Here is a 25,196-nt window from a genome sequence, read left to right on the forward strand (position 1 = left end):
CATCGACTTCTTCAAGGAATCCCCAGTGATCTTCATCGTCGTCAAATTCAAGACCAAGCCCGAATTCACCGCGCAATGGCCGGAGATCGTGGCCGACTTCACCGCCGCGACACGTGCCGAGGAGGGCAACCTCTGGTTCGAGTGGTCTCGCTCCCTCGATGACCCCTCCACGTACGTGCTGGTCGAAGCCTTCCAGGACGGCGCCGCCGAAGCGCACGTCAACGCCCCGCACTTCGCCGCCGGCCTGACGGCCATGCAGCCCGCCCTCGCCGAGACCCCGAAGATCATCAGCCGCCAGCTCGACGGCGCCGGCTGGGACAGCATGGGCGAACTCCGGGTCGACACGGTCGGCGCAGGGCTGTGAACCGGCGCGCTATCGGCGCCGTTCCGGTCAGCGCCATCGGTCTGGGCGCCATGCCCATGTCGATCGAGGGCCGTCCGGAAAATATCCTCTCCGTCATTCCCGCCGGTCCTGCGGCCGGGACCACGGCGTCACCGGCCGGGCCTGCAGGAGGCCGTCGACGGTCAGGTCCACCCTTTCATTGAAGAAGCTCAGCAGTCCGTGGATCTGCGCGGCGTCGCGGAAACGCGTGTCGTAGCTCCAGGCCACATTCCTGCCGTCCTCGCTGCCGGGGTAGCTCCAGTAACGGGCTTCGCCCTTGTAGGGGCACACGGTCCTCTTGGGGCTCTCCTCCATGAGGTCGAGCCGCACGTCCCCGGGCGGGATGTAGTAGCGGACGGGAAGCAGTGTCTCGTACAGGAGTTGCGCACCGTTCGTTTTGGCGAGCGTGACGCCGTCGAGGGAGACCTCCACGGCCAGGGAGGAGGCCCGGATGTCCACGCGGTGGAAGGGGTCGCGGGGGTGGCCGATGATCTCCTCGTCGTCTTCGCGCCATTGAAAGGCGGCGAAATCCAACGCGACATACCCGGCAAGGTCGGGGTCGTCCGGACGGAACGCTGCCCCTGGCGCCGTCGTCGTCCCTGTCACGACGTCGAGCTGTTCGCCGGGGGTGGTGTGTCGGCCGAACCCGGTGCGCGGATCCAGCGACGTGGGTGAGCCTGCCGACAGCCTGACGCCGAGCTCCGGGACGTCGGCCGCAGGGCCGCCGGCTCTGAGCTCTGCCAGCAGTTCGGCCTGCGGCACCGCATAAATCGGTAATGCGCTTCGGCTCCCAGACCAGCCACGCGTGCAGGGTGTCGACGACAGTGTTCCCGCCCAGGGTCGCGCGGATTCGTTTGGCGGTGGGTTCGTAGCGCAGCTCCGGGAAGGTCCCGAGGATCACTCCGGATAGTTTGGTGGCCATGCTTCAAGCGTGAGCGCAGGGCCATGCGGGGTCAATGTCCTCGTGAGCCGATGGTAGAGGAGTTCACTGCCAGCCAGTTCACGCCGCCGCCAAGCTAAGCCGGGACGCCGAAAATCAGGGGCCGACGTCGTACATTTCGTAGTCGTCGGTGGTGATGGTGCCATTGGCCTGGATGTTCAGGCCCCAACTGATCCCCGAGGCGCCGGCCGGCAGGGGAGGCGTGGTCCAGGTGATTTGGGTCCAGTTCGCCGCGGCCAGGACCAACGGGCTCGCGGTCCAGTACTTCCAATACCCGTTACCGACGCGGTAATAGAGTTCAAACTGGGTTGGCGCGGTGGATTTGAACCAGGCCTTCAGCTGATATCGATGTCCGGGTGTCCCAGTCGGCGAGCAACCGCCCAGGTCCAGGGCGGGAAGAAGTTTCGCGTCCCCTGACGAACGCCCGGTCAGCGTGAGTTGTTCGGCGTAGGCGCCGGTGTGGCCGGGCGAGACGACGGCGAAGGCGGGGGTGTTGGTCCCGTACCCGCCTGCGGCCCAGCACAGCGGAATCGTGTTGACCAGGGTCTCCAAGCCGGGGTTTTGAATCATATTCGTCCCCGGAGGGGGTGGGGGAGGTACGGCAGGGCCCTGAACGGCGGGCTGCTGGGTCCCGCCGATGACCTGGTCCACCGTCTTAACCGCGACGGTACCGGCGGTCTTTTGCTGTGCCAGCCAGGTGGCGAACTGGTTGAACAAGGCCGGGGTGATCGTCAGCGTGGGGTCCGTGCCGACGGCGATGTGGTGGAAGGTCAGTTGGACCCACCCGCCACCGGTCGTTTGGGCGTGTGTCACCTGGTTCTCCAGATTCTGCAGGGTCCAGGTGCTGTCCACCTCATCCGGTGCCGCAGTGACGTAGGGATTCGCCGGCGGGATGGTGTCTGCCGCGGGAAGCGTCGCCGAGGCCGGGTCCTTGCTGGAAGTGTCGCCCAGGCCGCGGGCGCTGTTGAATCCGCACTGTTTCACCAGGGCCTCCGTGGCGGGGTCTTCGGAAGCGAAGGGATAAGCGAAGCTGGTGACTTTGAAGCCCATGTTCATCAGTGCCACGCGCCCGTTGCAGATCTGCCGTGTCGACTCGGCGGGGGTCAGGGACACAAGATCCGGGTGGGTGACCGTGTGGCCGCCGATTTCATTGCCGTCGGCGGCGATCTGCTGGAGGTTGGCAGTGGTCAGGTAGGTGGGCTGGTCGATCCACCCGGTGGTGATGAAAAACGTGCCGACCAGGCCCAGGCTCCTGAGCGTGGCTTCGGCCGTCAACTGGTCCGCGTTGCCGTCATCGAACGTTAGCGAGACCACCGTGTTTGCCGCGGCATGCGCCGGTGCGGCGAACCCCACTCCGGCCAGCAGGCCGGCAACAATCAGCGCCGTGCTGCCAAAAGCGGTCCAGCGTTTGCGGAAGTGGTTAACGATCCGGATTCCGGAGACGCCGGGCCCTGCGCGGCTCTCGAGCGGCGATACAGTTGCCCCCTGTTGCTTATCCGTGGCACCCATGGTCAACTCCTCCCCAGCCTGGGTAATGCACCAGACGCCGAGTGATCCTTCGTTGATTTCCAAGAAGGTGCCGCTCGAAGAGGGAGTCCGATCTGGGTTCCGGCGGGCGGCCACCCGGTTGTGATTTGCTCACACACGCGTACTTTCGAGGCTACGGCCAACAGGTAGCCGCAAAAACGAGTGGTCAACACTCGTTCTTTTTGCCGCTCCCTTAGGTATCGGGCCTGATGTAGCTAATTAGCTCTGTGGCTCGTTTTCCACGAACGTTCCGGGCGGCATCCAGGCGCCGAACACGGGGCCTGGATCCGGCCGCTTTGCGTGCCGCCCGTCGTCGGAGACTCTTTGCTTGAGACGTTGCAGGACCCATGGGAAAAGGTGCTCCCGTGCCCAGATAATGTCATCGGTCCGTGCTTCACGCCACGTGCGCCCGGGTAGGTCTTTCGGTGTCATCGGTTCCAAAGTGTGGGGGACGTTGAGGGTATCGAGCACCATGATGGCGATGGTGTGCTGGCCCAGGGGAGAAAAGTGCAGCCGGTCCGGATCCCACATTCGAGGGTGGGTGAGTTGACGCAGGGCCCAAAGATCAGCGATTACCGCGTCGTGGCGCGCGGCGATGGTGCGCAGGTTCTCGTTGAAGATGGCTACCTTGGCGCGGGTGTGTCCCAGCACGGGCGTATCGCCCCAGTCCGGTCCGGCGAACAGCACAACCGTTGCACCGGTAGAGGCGAGGAGTTGCACGCCGGCGTCCATCCGGGCGGCGAGTTTGTCGGGATCGCTTCTGCGGAAGATCAGGTCATTGCCCCCGGCATTGAGAGTGATCAGATCCGGTTGCAGGGCCAGGGCGGGGACGATCTGCTCATCCAGGATCTGATGGAGCAGCCGTCCTCGGACTGCCAGATTCGCGTAAGCGAAGTCGTCGTGGCCGGCACTCAGTTCTTCCGCGACCCGGTCCGCCCAGCCTCGCAAGCCCCCCGGGCTGCGAGGCTCCGGATCTCCTACCCCTTCGGTGAACGAATCACCCAAGGCCACGTAACGGCTCCACGGGTGCAGGCGGGCCCCGGAACCAACGGAGCCTCCCTGCGCCGGACTTTCGGCGCTGGGAGCGTTCATCCCTCCATACTGCTCCTACCGGGCCTAACGCGCCACGGCTATGCAAGACGCACACCGTCAAGAGGGGTGCACCCGTTGCTTGTGGCGGGACCGTCATTGCTGTAAGTTACTCACCAGTAACTTACGTGAAGGAGTGCCATGTCCAAGGCAGCAATCGACCTAGAGAATCTCCCGTACGCCGACGGTGATTTCTATGGCTTTGAGCAATTGCTCACGGGCAAGGAGCAGGACCGGCTGGCGGAGATCCGCACCTTCCTTTCCCGTGAGGTCAAGCCGATTGCCGTCGATTGCTGGAACCGCGGGGAATTCCCCATGGCCCTGATTCCCAAGCTTGCTGAGATTGACCTGGTCAGTCCGGTGAGGCGGCAAGGCTATTCCAACGTATTCGCCGGCCTTGTCCACGCAGAGGCAACCCGCGCCGATGCTTCAATTGCCACGTTCATGGGCGTCCACGACGGCTTGTTCACCGGTTCTATCGAGGCGTTGGCATCTCAGGAGCAACAGGACGCCTGGCTGCCGGACATATACTCCCTCAAGAAAATCGGAGCCTTTGGGCTGACCGAGCCATTGGGTGGCTCGGACGTCGCAGGAGGCACGCGGACCACCGCGCGCCGCGACGGCGACAACTGGATCCTCAACGGGGCCAAGCGCTGGATCGGCAACGCCACCTTCTCGGACTGGGTTGTGATCTTCGCCCGCGACCTCGACGACAATCAGGTCAAGGGCTTCCTGGTGGATACGAGCCTCCCTGGATTCAAGGCCAGCAAGATCGAGAACAAGATCTCGCTGCGGACCGTCCAGAATGCTGACATCACCCTCGAAAACGTCGTGGTCCCGGACTTCTTCAAGCTGGCCAATGCCAACAGTTTCAGGGACACCAACAAAGTCCTCAAAGTCACACGGCTTTCGGTCGCGTGGCAGGCTGTGGGCCAGCAGCTTGCCGCGTTCGACGTTGCCCGCCGCTACGCGGTTGAGCGGATGCAGTTCGGGAGGCCCTTGGCATCGTTCCAATTGGTGCAGCAACAACTCGTTCAGATTCTGGGCAACACAGTCAGCTCCATGGGCATGATGGTCCGCCTCGCCCAGCTTGAGGATGCCGGGGTAGCCAAGGATGAGCAATCCGCGCTGGCGAAAGCCTTCACCACGGCCCGCATGCGCGAAAGTGTTGCCCTGGGCCGCGGCATCCTGGGCGGAAACGGCATTGTCACGGACTACGAGATGGCCAAGATCTTCGCCGACGCCGAGGCGATCTACTCCTACGAGGGAACCCACGAAATCAATACTCTTGTGACGGGGAGGGCGATCACGGGGATTTCCGCGATCGTCTAACGACAGCACATCGTCCAGCGACAGCACATCATCCAGGGGCAGCAACACAGACGGCCGGAGATCCGTGACGAAGGCGAGCGGGTTGACGTAGTCCTCCCCCTTCCGCACTCCCCAATGAAGGCACGGTGATCCCGGGCAGTGGCCGGTTTTCACTACTCCGATGGCTTGGCCCTTGCTCACGGGTGCGCCCTCTGCGAGTTCGCTGTCCACTGGTTCAAAGCTGCTCCGCAATCCGTCCCCGTGGTCGATGGTGATCACCGGACGATCCACCACGACGCCCACGAAGCGCACGGTGCCGTCGGCGGGGGCGGCGACCGAGACGCCGTCGTCGACTGCTTGCAGATCCACTCCGCGGTGCCCGCTCAGCCACGGCTTGTCCGGAGGGTCGAAGCCACGCAGGACGGCAGGCTTGGGGGAGAGAGGCCACGCCCAGTCCGGACGGACGCCGGGCGAGGCGGTTGGGTCCGGCGACGGCGACGCCACGGCGGGCGCCGCGCCGAGGGCAACGAGCAAGAGAACGTAGGCTGGAAGATGTGCGGTGCTCATGGAACAAGCCTTCGTTGGCCGTCCAGGGTCCGAAAGCCGCAAGTTCGGCTATGTGGAAAACGGTGGGGGAAATCTGCCGAAGGAAAGAGGCCGAACCCGTGGCTTTTGCGGTCAAGAGGCCGAAGGCGCTGTAGTACACTTGGTGGAGCAGTTTGCTGTGCCCTCAAGCTTGTTTAGAAGCGCTTCTCATTCAGTTGCGCGGGGGTCCCAGGCTGACTACGCGTATCCAACCCTCCAATTGCGAATCCTCGCGGATTCAATGCTGCGGAGGATTGTGCCTCTTGCGGTCCGGCGAGTCATTGGCCGGATGAGAAGTGCAATGGATGCCAGGAGCCAAGGCCCGTTCGGGTCCGGCTAATTAACCGTCAACTATTGGCAGGGTAAGAGCGGCCCGTGTGGCTCTCTCATGAATGACCTGCCGGAAGGAGCGTCGGCATGCCCGTCGTAACTATGCGCCAGCTGCTTGACAGCGGCGTCCACTTTGGACACCAGACCCGTCGTTGGAACCCGAAGATGAAGCGATTTATCTTCACGGAGCGCAACGGCATCTACATCATTGACCTTCAGCAGTCGCTGTCCTACATCGACCGCGCTTTCGAGTTCGTCAAGGCTACTGTCGCCCACGGCGGCACCGTCCTGTTCGTCGGCACCAAGAAGCAGGCCCAGGAAGCAATTGCTGAGCAGGCTACCCGTGTTGGCCAGCCGTACGTCAACCAGCGTTGGTTGGGCGGTATGCTCACCAACTTCCAGACCGTTGCCAAGCGTATCCAGCGCATGAAGGAACTCGAAGAGATCAACTTCGAGGACGTCGCAGGCTCGGGTTACACCAAGAAGGAGCTCCTGCTCCTCAAGCGTGAACTCACCAAGCTGGAAACCAACCTCGGTGGTATCCGCAACCTGACCAAGGCTCCTTCTGTTCTGTGGGTTGTTGACACGAAGAAGGAACACCTGGCTGTTGACGAAGCCAAGAAGTTGAACATCCCGGTTGTTGCCATCCTGGACACCAACTGCGACCCCGACGAAGTCGACTTCCCGATCCCGGGCAACGACGACGCCATCCGCTCCGTAAACCTGCTGACCCGCGTGGTTGCCGACGCCGTTGCTGAGGGCCTCATCGCCCGTAACCAGCGCGCAACCGGTGCTGCAGAGGCCCCCGAAGAGCCGCTGGCTGAGTGGGAGCGCGAGCTCCTCGAAGGCAGCAAGGCCGAAGCTGCTGAAGCACCGGCCGCCGAAGCTCCGGCTGCGGAAGCTGCCGAAGCACCGGCCGCCGAGGCTACCGAAGCTGCTGCCGGCGAAGCCGAAGCAGACAAGTAAATCCGGACCTTTCCCGCGCCGATTTCGGTGCGGGGAGCTACTGACAGGATGGCGGCCCACCAGGTGGGCTGCCGTCCTGTCAGTCCGTAAACACATAAATTTCTAGACAGAGGGGTTCACATGGCGAACTACACTGCTGCTGACATCAAGGCCCTGCGCGAGCGCACCGGCGCCGGCATGATGGACGTCAAGAAGGCTCTTGACGAGGCCAACGGCGACGCCGAGAAGGCCATCGAAATCATCCGCATCAAGGGCCTCAAGGGCGCTACGAAGCGTGAAGGCCGCTCCACCGCCGAAGGCCTGGTTGCAGCCAAGGTCACCGACGGCGTGGGCGTAATGATCGAGGTCAACTGCGAAACCGACTTCGTCGCCAAGGCTGACAAGTTCATCCAGCTGGCCGACAAGGTCCTGGCCGTCGCCGTCGAGTCCGGCGCTGCCGACCTCGAGACCCTGCTGGCCATCGACGTCGACGGCAAGCCCCTTTCCGAGGTTGTCGTCGAAGAGGGTGCCGTTCTCGGTGAGAAGGTTGTTGTCCGCCGCATCGCCCGCATTGAAGGCGGCACGGTTGACGCTTACCTGCACAAGACCTCCAAGGACCTCCCGGCCCAGGTCGGCGTCCTGTTCGCCGTTGAGGGCGAGGGCGACGCCGCTGCTACCGCAGCCCACGATGTTGCTGTCCACGTTGCAGCCATGGCCCCGAACTACCTCAGCCGCGAAGACGTCCCGGCCGAGCTGGTCGAGTCCGAGCGCCGCATCGCCGAAGAGACCGCCAAGGCCGAAGGCAAGCCGGAAGCCGCTCTCACCAAGATCGTCGAAGGCCGCGTGACGGGCTTCTACAAGGGCGAAGTTCTCTTGGACCAGGCATTCGCCAAGGACTCCAAGAAGACCGTTGCGCAGGTCCTCGAAGAGGCCGGCGTCAAGGCAACTGCCGTTGCCCGTTTCCGCGTCGGAAACTAGTTAGACATACAAAAGGGGTGGTCACTTCGGTGGCCGCCCCTTTTGCATGCAACGGCAGGCCCGCACCGAGTGCATCCAGAGCCGGCAGCTTTCTGCCCGGCCCCCAGCAAGATAATCTAGCCAGAGTCCACAAACGGGAAGGCACCATGGAAACCGAGAACACTGCAATCCATCCGGAGAAGACCCGTCGTCGTGTACTGCTGAAGCTGTCCGGCGAGGTCATCGGCGGCGGAAAGCTTGGTGTTGACCCGGAAACCGTCCGCGCCATCGCCAAGCAAATCGCCGCCGCCGTGTCCGAGGTCGAGGTGGCAATCGTCGTCGGCGGCGGTAACTTCTTCCGCGGCGCCGAACTGTCCCAAAGCGGCATGGATCGCTCCCGCGCCGACTACATGGGCATGCTCGGCACAGTTATGAACTGCCTGGCCCTGCAGGACTTCCTGGAGCAAGCGGGCGTCGAGACCCGCGTCCAGAGCGCCATCACCATGGGCCAGGTGGCCGAGGCCTACATTCCGCGCCGTGCCATCCGCCACATGGAGAAGGGCCGCGTCGTCATCTTCGGGGCAGGCGCAGGCCTTCCGTACTTCTCCACCGACACCGTGGCCGCCCAGCGTGCACTCGAAGTGCATGCCGACGTCGTCCTCATGGCAAAGAGCGGTGTGGACGGCGTGTACACCGCGGATCCCAAGAAGGATCCCACGGCAGAGAAGCTCGAAAAGCTCAGCTACGACGAGGCCCTGCGCCGCGACATCCGCGTCATGGACCAGACCGCCATGACCATGTGCAAGGACAACAATTTGTCCATGGTTGTCTTCGGCATGGAAGGCGAAGGGAACGTCACCCGGGCCATCCTCGGCGAAAAGCTGGGCACCCTGGTCACCCCCTAGCAAGGGCTAGGATATTTCTAGGACTCTTCCGCCCGCAGGGGCGGAAATTTATTGTGCATTGCGGCCCGTGGACCGGGGCGCGACTATTTCTGAGGAGAAACCGTGATCGAAGAAACCTTGCTCGAAGCCGGGGAAAAGATGGACAAGGCGGTCGAGGTAGCCAAGGAGGATTTCGCGTCGATCCGTACCGGCCGCGCGAACCCCGGACTCTACAACAAGGTGATCGTGGAATACTACGGCACCCCCACACCGCTGCAGCAGCTGGCTTCCTTCGCTATCCCGGACGCCAGGACCATCCTGATCACGCCCTTTGACAAGACCTCAATGCGCGATATCGAAAGGGCCCTGAGCGACTCCGAGGTCGGCGCCAATCCGTCCAACGACGGCAACGTCATCCGGATCACTATCCCGGAGCTCACCCAGGAACGCCGCAAGGAATACGTCAAGATCGTCAAAGGCAAGGGTGAGGACGCAAAGGTTTCCATCCGAAGCATCCGGCGCAAGGCGAAGGACGCCCTGGACAAGCTCGTCAAGGACGGCGAAGCCGGCGAAGACGAGGGTGCCCGCGGTGAAAAGGAACTCGACGCTATCACCAAGGCACACGTCGACGGTATCGACGAGCTCCTCAAGCGCAAGGAAGCCGAGCTGCTCGAGGTCTGATGAGCGAGGCTGAGCCGGCGCCCGCGCAGGGGATTCCCACACGCGCCAGACGCCAACGAGGCAACCCGACGCCGAAGGCGGGCCGGAATCTTCCGGCCGCCATCGGCGTCGGACTCGCCATGCTCTTCGCCGTCCTCGGCGGGCTGCTGTTCCTGCCGTTGGGGTTCGTTCTCCTGACCACTGCGTTCGCGGTCCTCGGCGTGTGGGAAATTTTCCGTGCGCTCGAAGGCCAGGGCACCAGGATGCCGATCATCCCCGTGTTGACAGGTACCGTGGCGATGCCGCTTGCGGCTTACTTCGGTGGCACCGAAAGCCTGCTCTTCGCGATGGTGCTGAGCAGCACGGCGGTCCTGCTCTGGCGTTCCCTCGAAAGCGCCGCGGGAGCTCCACGCAGCGTCTTCTCCGGAATCTTCACGCTTGCCTGGGTGCCTTTCCTGATCAGCTTTGCCATCGTGCCCCTCCATGCAGGCGGGGGAGCGACGACGGCGGGTCCCTGGCCCGGCGGGCAGGTTCCCGCGGGTGCCTGGCAGATTGCCGTGATGCTGCTGCTGGTGGTGTCCAACGACACTTTCGGGTACCTCGTAGGGGCACTCTTCGGGAAGCACCCGATGGCCCCCAAGATCAGCCCCAAAAAGACCTGGGAAGGGTTCGCGGGCTCAGTGGCAGGTGCCATGGTCATCGGGATCCTCGCCAGCGTTTTCGTCCTGGGCAGGCCCTGGTGGGTCGGGGTGGTGCTTGCCGTGGGCATGGTGGCCGCCGCTACTGCCGGTGACCTCGCGGAATCCATGGTCAAACGGGAACTTGGCGTCAAAGACATGAGCAGTATCCTGCCCGGACACGGCGGGGTCATGGACCGCCTCGACTCGATCGTCTTCGCGGCCCCGGCAGCATATATTCTTTTCGCGCTGTTGAGCGGCGCCTGATAACCACCCAGAAGGAAAGCAGTGGCAGTGGACATTCGTCGCCAGATCCCCGCAGCATTTGAGCGCGTGGCGCACAGCAAGTATGGCTACAACGCAAAGCAAGTTGACCAGTTTTTCCAGCGCGCCCGGTTGTCGTTCGAAAACCGGGCCGAGGCGTCGGAGAAAATCGTCAGCAGCGATGTCCGCGCGGTTTCGTTTGATCCTGTCAAGGGCGGCTACGACGCCACCGCTGTGGACGCCGCGTTGGACCGCCTCGAAGATGCCTTCGCCCGGCGTGAACGCGACGAGCTGATAGCGGCCGAAGGCGAGGAAGCCTGGTTGCTGAAGATCGGCAAACTCTCAGGAGTGTTGCGGGGCCGCTTGCACCGGCCTGATGGCGAGCGTTTCCGCCGGCCGGACAAGAAGCGTGCGCGCAGCTACAACATCGCCGAGGTCGATGCCTTGTGCGTCTCCCTGATCGGTTACCTCGAGAACGACAAACCGCTGAGCGTCGACAACGTCCGCCGAGCCGCTTTCTCCGAGGCACGCGGGCGCGACGGCTACGAAGAGGCGCAGGTTGATGCCTTCCTCGACCGGGTTGTCGAGCTCATGGCGGCGATCGACTAGCGGAGCTGGCGCTCCGTTGCCACCGGCCGTTCCGGGACGTGAAGCCTGGTCATCAGCCGGGTGACAGTCCCGGGGACACGGTGTTTCGTGGCCCGTGAGACGAGCACCATCACGGCAAACGCGGCAGGCACCGTCCACGCCGCGGGCTGGGCAATCCATCCGGGCGCAGCGGAACCGATGACCGTACTCGATACCAGCGCACCCCCGCAGAGGACGGCTCCCGTCAGCATGCCGGCAATCGCGCCTGCGTCGCTCAGGCCGCGCCACCAAATGCCGAGCAGCAGGACAGGACAAATGGTGGACGCCGTGAAGGCGAACACCAGCCCTACGCTGCCGGCCAAGGCCATTGAATCCGTCGTGAATGCAAAGGCCAAGGGGACGAGGGCGGCCAGGAGGGCGGCCACCCGGAATCCGCGCACGCTCCCGCCAAGAAGGTCCTGGCTGATGACGCCGGCCAGCGAAACCACCAATCCCGACGTCGTCGAGAGGAATGCGGCAAACGCGCCGGCAACCACCAATGCCGACAGGAGATCGCCCGGCACTCCACCCAGCAGCTTTCCAGGCAGCAGCAGGACCAAGGCGTCGGGCCGTCCGCTGCGTGCAAGCTCAGGAGCGAAGACCCGACCAAGCAGGCCGGACGCCGTCGGGAACAGATAGAAGACCGACAACAGGCCCAATACGATGAGGGTGGTCCGCCGCGCCGATTGGCCGTCCGGGTTGGTGTAGAAGCGGACGAGGACGTGGGGGAGTCCCAGCGTTCCGAAAAGCAGCGCCACCAGGAGCGAAACAGTTTGGTAGAGCCCGGCCGCGGGAAGGCCCGTGGGATTGCTCGACGCCTCCGCCAGGACCGGTGAGCCGCCGCCCGACTGGTTCAGCAGCAGGTACACCACAGGAACGGCCAACGCCGTGAGCTTGAGCCAATATTGGAAAGCCTGTACGAAGGTGATGGAACGCATGCCACCGGCCACTACCGTGACGCAGACCACCGCGACGACGGCGATGGAGCCCACCCAGGAAGGCAATCCCGTGCTGATCCGGATGGTGAGCCCGGCGCCCTGAAGCTGCGGCACGATGTAGAGCCATCCGACAGCAACAACCACAAGGCTCGTGACGCGGCGGACGGCTTTCGACTGGAGCCTGGCCTCCGTGAAATCCGGAATCGTGTAGGCACCCGATCGGCGCAAGGGGGCAGCCACGAACAGCAAGAGCATCAGGTAGCCGGCCGTGTAGCCCACGGGGAACCACAGAGCATCCGTTCCCGTCAGCAGGATCAGCCCCGCGACGCCCAGGAAACTCGCTGCCGACAAGTACTCGCCGCCGATCGCCGAGGCATTCCACCACGGCCGGACAGTGCGGGATGCCACGTAGAAGTCGCTCGTGGTGCGCGAAATGCGCAGGCCGTAGAAGCCGATCCCCGCAGTCGCAAGCGCCACGCCCAGAAAAGCCGCGAGCCCGACGGCGGGATTCACTTCTCCTCCACAAGATCGCGGTAGCGGGCTTCGTTCCGTGCCGCGGAGCGGTTGTAGAGCCATGCGCTCAGGCCGATCACCGGATAGAGCGCTACTCCAAGGATGATCCAATTTACCGGGACGCCCAGAATCCGCATCTGCGCGAGCTGGGGGACCAGCGCCACCATGGCACCGTAGGCGGCCAGCACCAGCAGGAATCCGGAAGCCACAACTACGGCAAGGCGCAACTGCGAACGGATGAGTGACCGGACGAAGACCTGCCCGACGTCGGAGTCCTCGGCGGCCTCGCGCGAATTGTACGGACGCTTGGGGGCTACCCTGGCAACTGATTGCGGGGCCGTAACCCTCACCCGCGTCATCCTTGGGGCCGGATCCGGGTGGCCTCGAGCTTGTCCCGCACGGCCGGAAGGTGCCTGCGGCTGATCGGCAGTTCGGCTCCGGCCACCGTGACGCTGGGGCGTGCGGCGGCAAGTTTCATGTGCCCCACGTGGTTCAGCGACATCAGGTATGAGCGGTGGATGCGGATGAATCCGGCTTCCGCCCACTGCTGTTCGAGGTCGCTCAGGGGTACCCGGATCAGGTAGCTTGCCTCCGCGGTGTGCAGCCGGGCGTAGTCTCCCTGGGCCTGGACATAGCTGACGTCGTCCCTCCGGATCATCCGGGTTGTTCCGCCTTGGTCAACCGTGATCATCTCCGGTACCTTGCTGCCGTCCTTGATGAGCTCGCTGATGCGGCTGACGGACCTCGCCAGGCGTTCGGCACGCACCGGCTTGAGCAGGTAGTCGACGGCAGCCAGTTCGAATGCCTCCAGCGCGCAGTCTTCGTCGGCGGTCACGAAGACGACGGCGGGAGGGCGGGGGCTGCGCGAGATGGCGCGGGCGATGTCCAAACCGGAAAGCGCGGGCATGTGGATGTCCAGGAAGACCGCGTCCACGGATTCCGTTTCGAGGGCGCTGAGGGCTTCGGCGCCCGAGATTGCGCGGTGGATTGCGCCGATACGCTCGTCCCGGCCCAGCAGGAAGGCGAGCTCTTCAACCGCCGGGAGCTCGTCGTCGGCGACGAGTACGTTGATCATGGTTATAGATTAGCCTCAGGCATCATGGCTCGGCTGGGACTTTGGCACGCGGATGGTGATCAACGTGCCCTCGCCCGGTGCGGTTTCGATGACGAGGCCGTGTTCGTCCCCGTAGACCTGCCGAAGGCGGGCATCGACGTTTCGCAGTCCAACATGGTCGCCGTCTGAGTGTCCCGCCAGGACCGAGCGCAGGTGTTCCGGATCAATGCCCACGCCGTCGTCCTCGATGGTGACCTCCGCGAAAGCGCCGGAGTCGTTGGCGCAGATGGTGATGTGCCCGGGTCCTTCCTTCGCTTCAAGCCCATGGCGCACGGCGTTTTCCACGAGCGGTTGCAGGCTCAGGAAGGGAATCACCGTGCTCAGGACTTCGGGCGCGATCCTGAGGCTCACTTGTACCCGGTCTCCGAAGCGTGCCTTCTCCAACAGCAAGTAGCGGTCGATGCTCCGGAGTTCTTCCGCCAAGGTGGTGAAATCCCCGTGGCGGCGGAAGGAGTACCGAGTGAAATCCGCGAACTCGACCACCAACTCGCGTGCCCTGGCGGGATCGGTGTTGATGAAGGACGCAATGGCGTTGAGCGAGTTGTAGATGAAGTGGGGGCTGATTTGTGCGCGCAGGGCCCGGACTTCGGCCTCCATGAGCAAGGTGCGGGAAGCGTCGAGTTCCGCTAACTCCACTTGCACCGCCACCCAGTCGGCCAGCTCGCTTGTCGCCCGGACCAACCCCGCACCGGTTTGCGGCGCGAAGGCGGCGACCGCCCCCACCACGCGGTTTCCGGCCCTGATCGGCGCCACGACGGCGTTCAGCTCGTGCGACGCCGGGACAACCACGGTCCGTCCGTCGGAGAGAACCCCGGAGGCGAGCTCCATCAGGGAGGCTTTGAGTTCTTCCGCCGCGCCATCCCACGCCAGGACTGACTCGGTGTCGGTGATCGCCAGGGCGTCGCAGCCAAGCAGGGAACGCAATTGCTTGCTTGCCTTGGCAGCTCCCGCCGCGTGGAGCCCGGTGCGCAGGTGCTGTCCAGCGCGCGACGCCGCGTGCAGGGTTTGGTAGGTGGCCCTCTCGGCGTCTGTTCCCAGCTCGCGGAAGGAACGGATCACCTTGAGGCCGACCCCGACGACGATCGCCACGGCGAGCACGATGACCGCAATGGCGGCGGCGGTGACGAGCGGGGAATCCGGCATGGAGCAAGACTAGCGAACCCGCCGTTCGGCGCAGCAACGTGTCCGCTGGGCGACGCCTATGCCGGGAAATCTGGAAGTGGCGCCGTTGCCCGGCGGATAGTGATTCCAGTCACATCGGCCAGGAGTGTGTGGTCGATGTAGACGTCCACAACCAGGAGGAAGCCATGGGTAACGAGGCCCAGACACCGGACGCAGCGGCGTCCGTTGATTTCCAGGAAGTCCAGCAAACGGGGCAGTTTCAGGAGCTTCGCAAGCGCCACCGCAGTTTTGTCTTTCCAATGGCCATCGCATTCCTGCTTTGGTACTTCGCCTACGTCCTGCTGGCTGACTACGCGGTGGGCTTCATGTCCACCAAGCTGTGGGGCAACATCAACGTCGGCCTGGTCTTGGGCCTGCTGCAGTTCGTCTCAACTTTCGGAATTACGGGCTGGTACGTTCACTACTCCAACCGGAAGCTGGACCCGATAGCCACGGAAATCCGGAATGAGATCGAGGGCCATGAGTTCGACAAGGGCAGCACCGTGAGGGGGGCGGCGAAATGAGTGCCATGGTCCCGATGGTCAACGTTGCCGCGCTGAAGGACACCACGCTGTTGAACATGGGCATCTTCGCCCTGTTCGTCCTGGTCACCATGGTGATCGTCTTCCGGGCCAGCCGGAACAACAAAACGGCTGCCGACTACTATGCCGCCGGGCGCTCGTTCACCGGTTCGCAGAACGGCACCGCCATCGCCGGCGACTACCTCTCCGCGGCCTCCTTCCTCGGGATCACCGGGGCGATCGCCGTCAACGGCTACGACGGCTTCCTATATTCGATCGGATTCCTCGTCGCATGGCTTGTCGCGTTGCTGCTTGTCGCCGAACTCATGCGCAACACGGGTAAGTTCACCATGGCCGATGTGCTTTCCTTCCGGCTGCGCCAGCGCCCGGTGCGGATCGCCGCGGCCCTCACGACTTTGGTCGTCTGCTTTTTCTACCTGCTGGCGCAGATGGCCGGCGCCGGAAGCCTCATTTCCTTGCTCTTGGGCATCGGCGACTGGGGCGGACAAGCCCTGGTGATCGTCGTCGTCGGCGCCCTCATGATCATGTACGTGCTGATCGGCGGAATGAAGGGCACCACCTGGGTCCAGATCATCAAGGCCGTGCTGCTCATCTGCGGTGCGGCAGTCATGACGCTCTGGGTGCTGTCCATCTACGGCTTCAACCTGTCCAACCTGTTGGGTGCCGCAGCGGATACCGCCAAGAACCCCAACGTGCTGAACCCCGGCCTGCAGTACGGCAAGACCGACACGTCCAAGCTCGATTTCCTGTCCCTTGGGATGGCGCTCGTCCTCGGCACAGCCGCCCTGCCACACGTGCTGATGCGCTTCTACACCGTGCCAACGGCCAAGGAAGCCCGCAAATCGGTGGTGTGGTCCATCTGGCTGATCGGGTTGTTCTACCTGTTCACCTTGGTCCTCGGCTACGGCGCGGCAGCCCTCGTTGGAGCCGACACCATCAAATCGGCCCCGGGCGGGGTGAACTCCGCCGCGCCGCTCCTGGCGTTCCACTTGGGCGGCCCGTTGCTGCTCGGCTTCATCTCGGCGGTCGCGTTCGCCACGATCCTTGCGGTGGTGGCGGGTTTGACCATCACGGCAGCGGCGTCGTTCGCCCACGATATCTATGCGAACGTCATTTCCAAGGGCAAAGCCGGCGCCGGAACCGAGGTAAAAGTGGCCCGGCGGACTGTGGTGGTCATCGGGGTCCTTGCGATCATTGGCGGTATTTTCGCCAATGGGCAGAACGTAGCGTTCCTCGTTGCCCTCGCTTTCGCAGTGGCGGCGTCCGCGAATTTGCCGACCATCCTCTACTCCCTGTTCTGGAAGAAGTTCACCACCCAGGGCGCCACCTGGAGCATGTACGGCGGACTTGCGGCGGCCATCATCCTGATTGCCTTGTCGCCGGTTGTTTCCGGCGCCAAGACGTCCATGATTCCGGGTGCCAACTTCGCTGTCTTCCCGCTGAGCAACCCGGGAATCGTGTCCATCCCACTCGCCTTCCTGCTCGGCTGGCTCGGAACCATGGTGGACAAGCGGCGCGAAGACACGGCGAAGCAGGCCGAGATGGAAGTCCGCTCCCTGACCGGCGTCGGAGCCGAGAAAGCGGTGAACCACTAGGAGTACCCGTCCGACGCTCGCTCACAAACAAGGCCCTTCGGAGTGACGCTCGCTCACAAACAAGGCCAAATGGCGGATCCCTCCTGCAGAAAGATCTGTAGGAGGGATCCGCATTTTTCAACCAAAGGTGAGCGAGCATCCGGGCTTAGTGGTTGTGGCCGCCCGGCAGGGAGTGCTCTCCGTGCGGGACGGCGTGCGCTCCGGCCACCGAGGCGGCGAGTCCCGGCGTCGTAATTGCTGCGACCACGACGGCGGCGGCAAAGGCTGCGCCCAAAAGCGCGCCGGCCCGCGGGGGAGCCTGCGCTACGCCGCCGACGTCGTCGCGGAACCTTCGGGCGAGCCAGGCAGAGGATCCCAGAGCCATCAGGACCAGGAACAGAGCTGCCAGATGCCCGCCGTCGAGCACTCTTTGGGCCATACCGGCAACCAGGAATCCGACGTGGACCAGCACGGCCGCGAGGAGGCCCAGGGTTGTTGGTTTACGGAACCGGAGCCGCCCCCGTTGGAGGCTGCCAATCGAGCTGGCGAGAAGCGCCAGGCCCCAGGCCGCGAAGATGCCGCCCGCCCACACAAGGGGTCCCCGGCCCGAAATGTAGCTGGATGCGATGGAAAGCTCCACGAGGCCGGCCCCCATTCCCGCGAAACACGAAAACAGGGTGAGGGATGCCCCGGCGGTGGGTCCTACGGACCCCGCTGCTTGAGCTGACACGGACGGCTCCTTCCGGATTTGCGGGTTTTCTAGACGTGGGCCCTGGCGGTGGTGGCCGGAACCTTGTCCTGCGAGAGGCCGATGCCGAGGAGGACCACAGCGCTGGCCAAGTGCAGGACGTTGTCTGCGCCGTTAAGGGCAATGATGTTCAGCGCGGAGCCCACGAGGAACAGTCCGAGGATGCCGACAAGCAAGTAGACCGCACCGACTGTGGTGTTGATGGTCTTGGACAGCACGGTGCTGTTCATGCCCGCGTAGAGCAGGGCGGCGCCGATAGCGAGGTGGATGATGTTGTGCAGGGGGTTTACCGCAAAGATGATCAGATTGGCACCCTCGGTAGCGAAGAATCCAATTCCCGAGGTGACGAAGAATCCAACGACACCCACGAGCAGGTAGACGGCTCCAAAGATGGTGGCGATCAGGCGGTTGGGCGAAGTGCGCATGGTCCAAACCTTCCGGTATGGCCGGTTTGTATCCGGCCTGTGTTCGAAACCCCGGACGGGGCTCTCAACCAGAGATTCGGACCACCCGGCGCTATGGATGGGTGGGATCGGACGAATTTTTTCGACGTCAACCTTGTGGCTGGAGACGGATGGCGTCCATCTTCAAATCATTGCCTTCAAAGCTGTACCTGAAATTGAGGATTTTGCCCTGGCACTGCAGGGTTCCAGCAAGGTTGGCCGTATTGTTTCCGTTGACCGAACTGACGTTCACCGAGTCATAGTGGGGCTTGCAGCTGTTGTCCAGACCGAGGCCCGCGACGCCGGAAACGAACTCCTCTTTCGTCAAGCTTTGGGTGAGGACAGGGTCCATGTACTGGTCGTAGGCTTGCGAGCTTTGGCCGTTCACGATCAGGCGGGTGAAATCATCAGAGACGGCCATGGCCCTGTTCGTTGCATTTCCCAACAGATTGACCAGCACGACGATCCCCACAATGATCAGCACCAGGACCGCGCCGCCCGCTCCAAGGAGGATCCAGAGGAGCTTTCGCTTCTTCGCTGGCGGCGGGACGGGCATTCCGTACGGGCCGGGGTATTGGCCCGGCGGGCCGTAGAGGTTTGGCTGCGCATAGGGGCCAGGGTATTGGCCGGGTGGACCGTAAGGCGGGGTGCTGCCGTACTGCGGCGCTCCACCGCCCCACGCCGGCGGGAAGGCTTGCGGTTCCTGGTTCGGCTGCGGCGGTACCTGCGGGGTGCTCACGGTGGTTCCCCTTCCCGGCGGCCAGGCCTGCGTCGCCAACCGGACGGAAGCCGCCACCCGGCCCCAAAGCGTCCACCTGCATCAAATCGCACATTCCGGCGCGGAGCAAGGGCATCATCGAGCTTGGCTGGCTCCCTTTAACGCGCTCAGCCGGTGCGGAGCGCCTTCTTGGTATTCCGGTTCAAAAGCGGCTGCACCCGGAAGGGAATCAATTCCCCCATGGACATGGCCGTGTCCGTTCGTTCCACCCCGTCGCACGCAAGGATCTTGCCGTTGATCCGGAACAGATCCTCGGCGTCGAGCGCCACCACCCGCAGCAGCAGGTCTGCAGAACCGGTCAGGCCGTACCCCTCGAGGATTTCCGGGATTTCGGCGAGGTCCAAGGCAAGCTGTCCAAGCTTTTGCTGCTGCACATGCACCGAGATGAACGCCATGAGGGGATAGCCAAGGGCGGCGGGGTTGATGCGCCGTTCGAAGGAGAGGAACGCATGCTTCTTTTCCAGGAGGGCCATGCGTGCCTGGACCGTATTCCGCGATAGTCCCAGCTTCTGCGCCAAGGCGACAACCGTGCCGCGTGGATCCTTCGCCATGGCCGAAAGCAGGCGTGTGTCGGTGCCATCTAAAGCTTGCATAATGCGCAACGTTAGCACGGTGCGCCTGCCCCAGATAGGGCAAAATGCGCAGAATTTCCAACGGTGGTTGTACCCAATGAGCATTGTGAGTAGGGTCACAATTAATCCAGGCGACGACGCCCGGATGCTGGCCCGCGGGTGGATCACAAGTCCCTCCAAAGGCCTGCGAGCACGAGCTGAAAGGTGCGATCAACTGTGTTGACGGACGAACCCGGCCAGGACGCCTACAAGGCTTCGAATCCCGGAATCAGTGCAGCAAGCCCGCGTCGGACCGGCGGGGATCTGGTCCAACTGATTTCCCCGGAAGGGGAACGCATCAGCCACCCGGAGTTCGATCTCTGGGTCAGCGATGTCACGGACGAGCAACTGTGCTCGCTGTACGAAGACATGGTGGTCATCCGCCGCATCGACGCCGAGGCCACCGCCTTGCAGCGTCAGGGAGAGCTGGCCCTGTGGCCGCCCCTGCTGGGCCAGGAAGCATCGCAGATCGGTTCCGGCCGGGCCCTCCGGGACGACGACTTTGTCTTCCCCAGCTACCGGGACAACGGCGTTGCCTACTGCCGCGGTGTGGAGCCCACGGACTTGGTCCGTGCCTGGCGCGGCAATGCCTCCTCCGGCTGGGACCCGTACCGGCACAACATTGCCACCCAACAGATCATCATCGGCTCGCAATCGCTGCACGCAACCGGCTACGCCATGGGTATCCAGCACGACGGCGCCGACTCGGTAGCGGTGGCGCTCTTCGGAGACGGTGCCACGAGCGAGGGCGACGTCAACGAGGCAATGGTCTTCGCGGCAAGCTTCCAGGTACCCGTGGTCTTCATCTGCCAGAACAACCACTGGGCCATCTCCGAACCCGTCCGGATTCAGTCCCACATCCAGATCGCCGACCGTGCTTCGGGCTTCGGAATCCCCAGCATGCGCGTCGACGGGAACGATGTCCTGGCTGTTTTGGCCGTCACCCGTATCGCGCTGGACCGGGCCCGCAAGGGCGGCGGACCGACGTTCATCGAAGCGGTGACCTATCGCATGGGCCCGCACACGACGGCGGATGATCCCACCCGTTACCGCGACGCCAACGAGCTTGAGGACTGGGCAGCCAAGGACCCGATTGCCCGCCTCAAGGCGCTGCTCCGCACCAAGGGCCTCCTGACGGAAGAGGTCGAAGCCAGGACCCAGGCCAAAGCAGACGAGGTGGCAAGGAGCCTGCGGTCAGGCGTCATCAACATGCCGGATCCCGCGCCCCTTGACCTCTTCAACCACGTCTACAGCACGCCCAACTCCTGGATCGAACGCCAGAAGGACCACTACTCCCGCTATCTGGAAAGCTTCAGCGGATCAACCCAGGAAGGTGCACTCTGATGAGCAAGTTGACTTTCGCCCGCGCCATCAACGCCGGCCTGCGCAAGTCCCTCGAAAACGATCCCAAAGTTGTCCTCATGGGTGAGGACATCGGTGCGCTCGGTGGCGTTTTCCGGGTCACCGACGGCCTCCAGAAAGACTTCGGCAAACACCGGGTGGTTGACACCCCCTTGGCCGAATCCGCGATCATCGGCACCGCCGTCGGACTGGCCTACCGCGGCTATCGCCCGGTCTGCGAAATCCAATTCGACGGCTTCATCTACCCGGCATTCGACCAGATCGTCAGCCAAGTAGCCAAGATGCATTACCGTACCCAGGGCCGCGTCAAGATGCCCATCACCATCCGCGTTCCCTTCGGTGGAGGGATCGGGTCACCCGAGCACCACTCCGAGTCCCCGGAGGCGTACTTCACCCACACCTCGGGCCTCCGCGTCATCAGCGTCTCCAACCCGCAGGATGCCTACACCATGATCCAGCAGGCCATCGCCTCGGACGATCCGGTCCTGTACTTCGAGCCCAAGCGCCGCTACCACGACAAGGGCGAAGTGGACGAGACCGCAGATCTGTCCACGGCACTGTCCATGGAGAAGGCAAGGGTGGTCACCGCAGGCAGCGACGTCACCTTGGTGACGTACGGACCGCTCGTGAAGACCGCGAACGACGCCGCCATGGCCGCCGCCGACGAAGGGGTCTCGGTGGAGGTTATCGACCTGCGCTCGCTGGCTCCGATCGATTTCCCGGCAGTGGAGGCGTCCGTCCGCAAGACCGGCAGGCTCGTCATCACCCACGAGGCTGCGCAGTCCGGCGGGCTCGGCGCCGAAATCGCCGCCAGCATCACCGAGCGTTGCTTCAACTACCTTGAATCGGCGCCGGTCCGGATCACGGGATTCGACATTCCGTACCCGTATTCAAAGCTCGAGATGCACCACTTGCCGGATCTGGACAGGATCCTTGACGGCGTGGACCGCGCACTCGGCCGCGGCAACTCCCTGAGCGGGCTGGAAGGATGAGCGCCACCATGATCAAGGAATTCAGGCTGCCCGACCTCGGCGAGGGACTCACGGAGTCGGAAATTCTCAGCTGGAAGGTTGCGGTGGGGGACACCGTGACCCTGAACCAGGTCATTGCCGAGGTGGAGACGGCCAAGGCCGTGGTCGAGTTGCCTTCGCCCTTCGCCGGAACCGTGGCCGCCCTGCACGAACAAGCCGGTTCGGTTGTGGAGGTCGGCAAGCCGATCGTCTCCTTTGAAGTCGACGACGCCGGAGCCTCGCCTTCCGCTGTTGCCGGTTCCGCTGCGGGCGCATCGGTGGAAGGCCCCGCGGAGACCGCGGCGAAGCGCGAGCCGAACCTCGTAGGCTACGGCGCCGTCGTCGAAAAGTCCGGACGGCCAGCCCGCCGCCAGCGGTCCTTTGACGGAAGCACCGGCGAACGCGAGGCCGCCCGGGAAGCGGTTCCCGCCGTCGAGCCCGTTCCCGTGGTTGAACAGCCCGGACCGCTCTCCGTGCCAAGCGGGCAGGCAGCGGAGCAAGAGCGTCCGCGGTCCACGCCTCCGGTCCGCAAACTGGCGAGGGATCTCGGAATCGACCTTGAGCTGGTCAAGGGAACCGGACCGGGAGGCCTGATCACCCGTTCGGATGTCCAGAACTTTGCGGCCGGGTCCCAGCCGCAGCTCATCGCTCCCGAGGCCGCCGCGTCCGCCGTCGGGGTTTCCACTGAACGCGAGACCCGCACACCTATCAAGGGAGTCCGGAAGTTCACGGCCGCTGCCATGGTGCAAAGTGCGTTCACGGCGCCGCATGTGACCGAGTTCCTGACCGTTGACGTCACGCCCACCATGGAACTGCTGACGCGGCTCAAGGCGAGTCGCGAATTTGCCGGGTACAAACTCACGCCGTTGACCATCGCGGCCAAGGCGGTGTTGATCGCCTTGCGCAGGAACCCGACGCTGAACTCCCGCTGGGACGAAGGCGCACAGGAGATCGTGCAGTTCAACTACGTGAACCTGGGTATCGCCGCCGCCACTCCGCGGGGTCTGACTGTTCCCAACATCAAAGAAGCGGACAAGATGACGCTGCTGGAACTGTCCACGGCGCTGTCCGAGCTGACGGACACGGCACGTTCAGGCAAGACTTCCCCGGCAGATCTGACGGGCGGGACCATTTCGATCACGAACATCGGCGTGTTCGGGATCGACGCCGGAACCCCCATCCTGAACCCGGGCGAGGCTGCCATCGTGGCGCTGGGATCAGTGCGCAAAGCTCCTTGGGTGCACAACGACGAACTCGCGGTGCGCCAGGTGATGTCGTTGAGCCTGTCCTTCGACCATCGACTGGTGGACGGCGAACAGGGCTCGAAGTTCCTGGCCGACCTGGGCGCGATCCTGTCCGACCCAGCAACCGTCATGACCATGATCTAGCGGCTCTCCAGGCCAACTGACTCGCAGTTGTTGTCGTTTTGGAGGCTCAAAACGACAACAACTGCTGGGCCCACGCCGCCAGGGTTCCCTGGCCGAGCTTGCGAGGCAAGGGTGGCGGTGGGGAGTTAGTTGGGCCTTGCTAGCAGAAGGCTAGCGCACCGTCAGGGCGGCGAGGGCCATGCGTTCGAGGATGGGCCGCGCGCTTTTGACCGCCATGCGTCGTCCGTGGTGCCGGACCGAGTGCGGCGTCGAGTTGATGAGGCCGAAGGCTGCGTGCGCGCGGACCCGTAGCTCGGCGGGATCCGTGTCCGGATGCAATTCGCCGAGCACCCCCACCCACAGTTCCACATAGTTGCGCTGCAGGGTGCGCACCTCGGCCTGGTCGGCGTCGCTGAGGTTGCTGAAGTCGCGGTCCTGGACCCGGATGACATCGGGATTGCTGAGGGCGAAGTCCACGTGGAACTCCACCAGTCCGCGCAATGCAGCTTCAGCGTCGGCGGCTTCGGACACCACGGTGCGGCCGCCGTCGAGCAGATTCCGGCTCACACTCAACAGCAGCTCGGCGAGCACGGCTTGTTTTCCGGGGAAGTGCCGGTACACCGCAGGTCCGCTGACTCCTGCCGCGGCCCCCAGGTCCTCAAGGGACACGCGGTTGAAACCATCGGCGGCGAACAGCCCGGCTGCGGCGGTCAGGAGGGCCTTGCGCCGTGTTTCCTTGGCTTGGCTCCGCTGGGTCGGTGCTGGGCCGTCCTGCTGGGAGCTCCGCTGGAAGGTGACCACAATTCCTCCTTTTGCACGCGTCCACTTCAGCGCCGGTACCGGGCGGGCCCCGTGTCGGGGTGATGGACAACACAGTTAATAGAGACTAACCTAAATTCCAGTTATGCGGTACTAACTGAGATGGCCATTGGCCGGGATGGGACACAGTCGATGGAGACACTCGCCAGCCAGCTGGATACCAGCAGCGATCAGTTCGCGGCCAACGCGGAAGCGCAGCTGTCACTGCTTTACGAGCTGAAGAAGCGCCTTGCCGTGGCTACCCTGGGTGGTCCGGAGAAGTCGCGCGAGCGGCACATCTCCCGGGGCAAGCTGTTGCCGCGCGAGCGCATCAACTACTTGCTGGACGAGGGAAGCCCGTTCCTGGAGATCGCCCCGCTGGCGGCAAACGGGATGTACAACGACGACTCCCCGGGTGCCGGAGTGATCGCGGGGATCGGCTTGGTCCATGGCCGGCAGGTGATGGTGGTGTCCAACGACGCCACGGTCAAGGGCGGAACGTATTACCCGATGACGGTGAAGAAGCATCTCCGGGCGCAGGAGATCGCGCTGGAGAACAGGCTGCCGTGCGTCTACCTCGTGGACTCCGGGGGAGCGTTCCTGCCCAAGCAGGACGAGGTGTTCCCGGACAAGGAGCACTTTGGCCGGATCTTCTTCAACCAGGCGAGGATGTCAGCGGCGAAGATCCCGCAGATCGCCTCGGTCATGGGGTCCTGCACGGCCGGTGGCGCTTACGTTCCCGCCATGAGCGACGAAACCGTCATTGTCCGCAACCAGGGCACCATTTTCCTGGGTGGTCCGCCGCTGGTGAAGGCNATCGCCTCGGTCATGGGGTCCTGCACGGCCGGTGGCGCTTACGTTCCCGCCATGAGCGACGAAACCGTCATTGTCCGCAACCAGGGCACCATTTTCCTGGGTGGTCCGCCGCTGGTGAAGGCCGCCATCGGTGAAATCGTGACCGCGGAGGAGCTCGGCGGCGGCGACGTGCACTCGCGGATTTCCGGTGTGACGGACCACCTCGCCGAAAACGACGAGCACGCACTGCAGATCGTCCGCGAC

Annotated in this window: 27 protein-coding genes and 1 pseudogene; 14 read left to right on the forward strand and 14 right to left on the reverse strand. The window is 63.9% G+C overall.

Annotation, left to right across the window (positions count from 1 at the left end; genetic code table 11):
• Nucleotides 1-25: 25 nt before the first annotated feature.
• Nucleotides 26-364 (forward strand): putative quinol monooxygenase, encoded by a 339-nt coding sequence (locus tag VLA65_RS21085; protein ID WP_306962763.1) that lies wholly within the window; start codon nucleotides 26-28, stop codon nucleotides 362-364.
• 93 nt (nucleotides 365-457) lie between these two features.
• Here VLA65_RS21085 and VLA65_RS21090 read toward each other — a convergent pair whose 3' ends face one another.
• From VLA65_RS21090 to VLA65_RS21100, 3 genes are all read right to left on the reverse strand, one after another.
• Nucleotides 458-1,144, reverse strand: coding sequence for a DUF427 domain-containing protein (locus VLA65_RS21090; RefSeq protein WP_332603661.1), 687 nt, complete (start codon nucleotides 1,142-1,144; stop codon nucleotides 458-460).
• 274 nt (nucleotides 1,145-1,418) lie between these two features.
• A complete protein-coding gene (locus VLA65_RS21095; RefSeq protein WP_306962766.1) occupies nucleotides 1,419-2,831 on the reverse strand; it encodes a polysaccharide deacetylase family protein in 1,413 nt (470 codons plus the stop codon).
• 237 nt (nucleotides 2,832-3,068) lie between these two features.
• Entirely contained in the window at nucleotides 3,069-3,941 is an 873-nt protein-coding gene (locus VLA65_RS21100) for an SGNH/GDSL hydrolase family protein (RefSeq protein WP_059387851.1), read from the reverse strand.
• Between the two features lie 138 nt (nucleotides 3,942-4,079).
• Between VLA65_RS21100 and VLA65_RS21105 the strand changes: the two genes are divergently transcribed.
• The gene (locus VLA65_RS21105) at nucleotides 4,080-5,270 is read left to right on the forward strand and encodes an acyl-CoA dehydrogenase family protein (RefSeq protein WP_059387850.1); all 1,191 of its coding nucleotides are present in this window, start codon (nucleotides 4,080-4,082) and stop codon (nucleotides 5,268-5,270) included.
• Between the two features lie 90 nt (nucleotides 5,271-5,360).
• Here the strand turns inward: VLA65_RS21105 and VLA65_RS21110 are convergent.
• Nucleotides 5,361-5,816: pseudogene (locus tag VLA65_RS21110) on the reverse strand (M23 family metallopeptidase); the annotation flags it as partial.
• A gap of 435 nt (nucleotides 5,817-6,251) precedes the next feature.
• On the opposite strand from VLA65_RS21110, the gene rpsB reads away from it, so the two are divergent.
• The 6 genes from rpsB (at nucleotide 6,252) to VLA65_RS21140 (ending at nucleotide 11,160) form a co-directional block, all read left to right on the forward strand.
• Complete coding sequence (gene rpsB, locus VLA65_RS21115; protein ID WP_078105731.1) at nucleotides 6,252-7,130, forward strand: 30S ribosomal protein S2; 879 nt, start codon at nucleotides 6,252-6,254, stop codon at nucleotides 7,128-7,130.
• 120 nt (nucleotides 7,131-7,250) lie between these two features.
• Nucleotides 7,251-8,087 carry a translation elongation factor Ts gene (gene tsf / locus VLA65_RS21120; protein WP_184735951.1) on the forward strand — a complete coding sequence of 279 codons (837 nt, stop codon included), beginning with the start codon at nucleotides 7,251-7,253 and terminating at the stop codon, nucleotides 8,085-8,087.
• Between the two features lie 146 nt (nucleotides 8,088-8,233).
• Entirely contained in the window at nucleotides 8,234-8,971 is a 738-nt protein-coding gene (pyrH, locus tag VLA65_RS21125) for a UMP kinase (RefSeq protein ID WP_059387847.1), read from the forward strand.
• 102 nt (nucleotides 8,972-9,073) lie between these two features.
• Nucleotides 9,074-9,631 (forward strand): ribosome recycling factor, encoded by a 558-nt coding sequence (frr, locus tag VLA65_RS21130; protein ID WP_078105729.1) that lies wholly within the window; start codon nucleotides 9,074-9,076, stop codon nucleotides 9,629-9,631.
• Nucleotides 9,631-10,554 carry a phosphatidate cytidylyltransferase gene (locus VLA65_RS21135; protein ID WP_307053528.1) on the forward strand — a complete coding sequence of 308 codons (924 nt, stop codon included), beginning with the start codon at nucleotides 9,631-9,633 and terminating at the stop codon, nucleotides 10,552-10,554. Before frr ends, VLA65_RS21135 begins: the two co-directional genes overlap by 1 nt.
• A gap of 21 nt (nucleotides 10,555-10,575) precedes the next feature.
• A complete protein-coding gene (locus VLA65_RS21140) occupies nucleotides 10,576-11,160 on the forward strand; it encodes a DivIVA domain-containing protein (protein WP_059387844.1) in 585 nt (194 codons plus the stop codon).
• On the opposite strand, the gene VLA65_RS21145 is transcribed toward VLA65_RS21140, so the two are convergent.
• From VLA65_RS21145 to VLA65_RS21165, 5 genes are read right to left on the reverse strand one after another with little or no spacing between them, the layout of a single operon-like run.
• A complete protein-coding gene (locus VLA65_RS21145; protein WP_306962772.1) occupies nucleotides 11,157-12,629 on the reverse strand; it encodes a sodium/solute symporter in 1,473 nt (490 codons plus the stop codon). The genes VLA65_RS21140 and VLA65_RS21145 overlap by 4 nt on opposite strands.
• Nucleotides 12,626-12,988, reverse strand: a complete 363-nt coding sequence (locus VLA65_RS21150) for a hypothetical protein (protein ID WP_059387842.1) — start codon at nucleotides 12,986-12,988, stop codon at nucleotides 12,626-12,628. Before VLA65_RS21150 ends, VLA65_RS21145 begins: the two co-directional genes overlap by 4 nt.
• Nucleotides 12,985-13,704, reverse strand: coding sequence for a LytR/AlgR family response regulator transcription factor (locus VLA65_RS21155; RefSeq protein WP_284989378.1), 720 nt, complete (start codon nucleotides 13,702-13,704; stop codon nucleotides 12,985-12,987). The genes VLA65_RS21150 and VLA65_RS21155 overlap by 4 nt, the downstream gene beginning before the upstream one ends.
• Nucleotides 13,705-13,719: 15 nt before the next feature.
• The gene (locus tag VLA65_RS21160; RefSeq protein ID WP_332603662.1) at nucleotides 13,720-14,886 is read right to left on the reverse strand and encodes a histidine kinase; all 1,167 of its coding nucleotides are present in this window, start codon (nucleotides 14,884-14,886) and stop codon (nucleotides 13,720-13,722) included.
• 56 nt (nucleotides 14,887-14,942) lie between these two features.
• Nucleotides 14,943-15,146: a hypothetical protein gene (locus tag VLA65_RS21165; protein ID WP_172465497.1), complete on the reverse strand. Its 204-nt coding sequence runs from the start codon at nucleotides 15,144-15,146 to the stop codon at nucleotides 14,943-14,945.
• On the opposite strand from VLA65_RS21165, the gene VLA65_RS21170 reads away from it, so the two are divergent.
• Nucleotides 15,051-15,428, forward strand: coding sequence for a DUF485 domain-containing protein (locus tag VLA65_RS21170; protein WP_059387841.1), 378 nt, complete (start codon nucleotides 15,051-15,053; stop codon nucleotides 15,426-15,428). The genes VLA65_RS21165 and VLA65_RS21170 overlap by 96 nt on opposite strands.
• Nucleotides 15,425-17,041, forward strand: a complete 1,617-nt coding sequence (locus VLA65_RS21175; RefSeq protein WP_307053526.1) for a solute symporter family protein — start codon at nucleotides 15,425-15,427, stop codon at nucleotides 17,039-17,041. The genes VLA65_RS21170 and VLA65_RS21175 overlap by 4 nt, the downstream gene beginning before the upstream one ends.
• 145 nt (nucleotides 17,042-17,186) lie before the next feature.
• Here the strand turns inward: VLA65_RS21175 and VLA65_RS21180 are convergent, their stop codons facing one another.
• The 4 genes from VLA65_RS21180 to VLA65_RS21195 all read right to left on the reverse strand — a co-directional run bounded on the left by VLA65_RS21180 (nucleotide 17,187) and on the right by VLA65_RS21195 (nucleotide 19,582).
• Entirely contained in the window at nucleotides 17,187-17,750 is a 564-nt protein-coding gene (locus VLA65_RS21180) for a hypothetical protein (protein ID WP_306962777.1), read from the reverse strand.
• A gap of 29 nt (nucleotides 17,751-17,779) precedes the next feature.
• Complete coding sequence (locus VLA65_RS21185; RefSeq protein ID WP_059387837.1) at nucleotides 17,780-18,193, reverse strand: DUF4383 domain-containing protein; 414 nt, start codon at nucleotides 18,191-18,193, stop codon at nucleotides 17,780-17,782.
• Nucleotides 18,194-18,320: 127 nt separating this feature from the next.
• Nucleotides 18,321-18,950 carry a hypothetical protein gene (locus tag VLA65_RS21190; protein ID WP_306962780.1) on the reverse strand — a complete coding sequence of 210 codons (630 nt, stop codon included), beginning with the start codon at nucleotides 18,948-18,950 and terminating at the stop codon, nucleotides 18,321-18,323.
• 146 nt (nucleotides 18,951-19,096) lie between these two features.
• Complete coding sequence (locus VLA65_RS21195) at nucleotides 19,097-19,582, reverse strand: Lrp/AsnC family transcriptional regulator (protein ID WP_059387836.1); 486 nt, start codon at nucleotides 19,580-19,582, stop codon at nucleotides 19,097-19,099.
• 195 nt (nucleotides 19,583-19,777) lie between these two features.
• On the opposite strand from VLA65_RS21195, the gene pdhA reads away from it, so the two are divergent.
• The 3 genes from pdhA to VLA65_RS21210 are packed head-to-tail and all read left to right on the forward strand — an operon-like array spanning nucleotide 19,778 to nucleotide 23,360.
• Nucleotides 19,778-20,944: a pyruvate dehydrogenase (acetyl-transferring) E1 component subunit alpha gene (gene pdhA, locus VLA65_RS21200; protein ID WP_442880361.1), complete on the forward strand. Its 1,167-nt coding sequence runs from the start codon at nucleotides 19,778-19,780 to the stop codon at nucleotides 20,942-20,944.
• Nucleotides 20,944-21,954 (forward strand): alpha-ketoacid dehydrogenase subunit beta, encoded by a 1,011-nt coding sequence (locus VLA65_RS21205; RefSeq protein ID WP_059387835.1) that lies wholly within the window; start codon nucleotides 20,944-20,946, stop codon nucleotides 21,952-21,954. Before pdhA ends, VLA65_RS21205 begins: the two co-directional genes overlap by 1 nt.
• Nucleotides 21,951-23,360 (forward strand): dihydrolipoamide acetyltransferase family protein, encoded by a 1,410-nt coding sequence (locus VLA65_RS21210; protein ID WP_332603663.1) that lies wholly within the window; start codon nucleotides 21,951-21,953, stop codon nucleotides 23,358-23,360. The genes VLA65_RS21205 and VLA65_RS21210 overlap by 4 nt, the downstream gene beginning before the upstream one ends.
• Nucleotides 23,361-23,510: 150 nt before the next feature.
• On the opposite strand, the gene VLA65_RS21215 is transcribed toward VLA65_RS21210, so the two are convergent.
• Nucleotides 23,511-24,140 (reverse strand): SACE_7040 family transcriptional regulator, encoded by a 630-nt coding sequence (locus tag VLA65_RS21215; RefSeq protein ID WP_059387833.1) that lies wholly within the window; start codon nucleotides 24,138-24,140, stop codon nucleotides 23,511-23,513.
• A 150-nt stretch (nucleotides 24,141-24,290) separates the two neighbouring features.
• Between VLA65_RS21215 and VLA65_RS21220 the strand changes: the two genes are divergently transcribed.
• On the forward strand, nucleotides 24,291-25,196 hold a 906-nt coding region (locus VLA65_RS21220), incomplete at its 3' end, for a carboxyl transferase domain-containing protein (RefSeq protein ID WP_332603664.1).

Origin of the sequence: Arthrobacter sp. S2(2024) (genome assembly GCF_036662515.1) — a bacterium.
Lineage (GTDB): Bacteria > Actinomycetota > Actinomycetes > Actinomycetales > Micrococcaceae > Arthrobacter.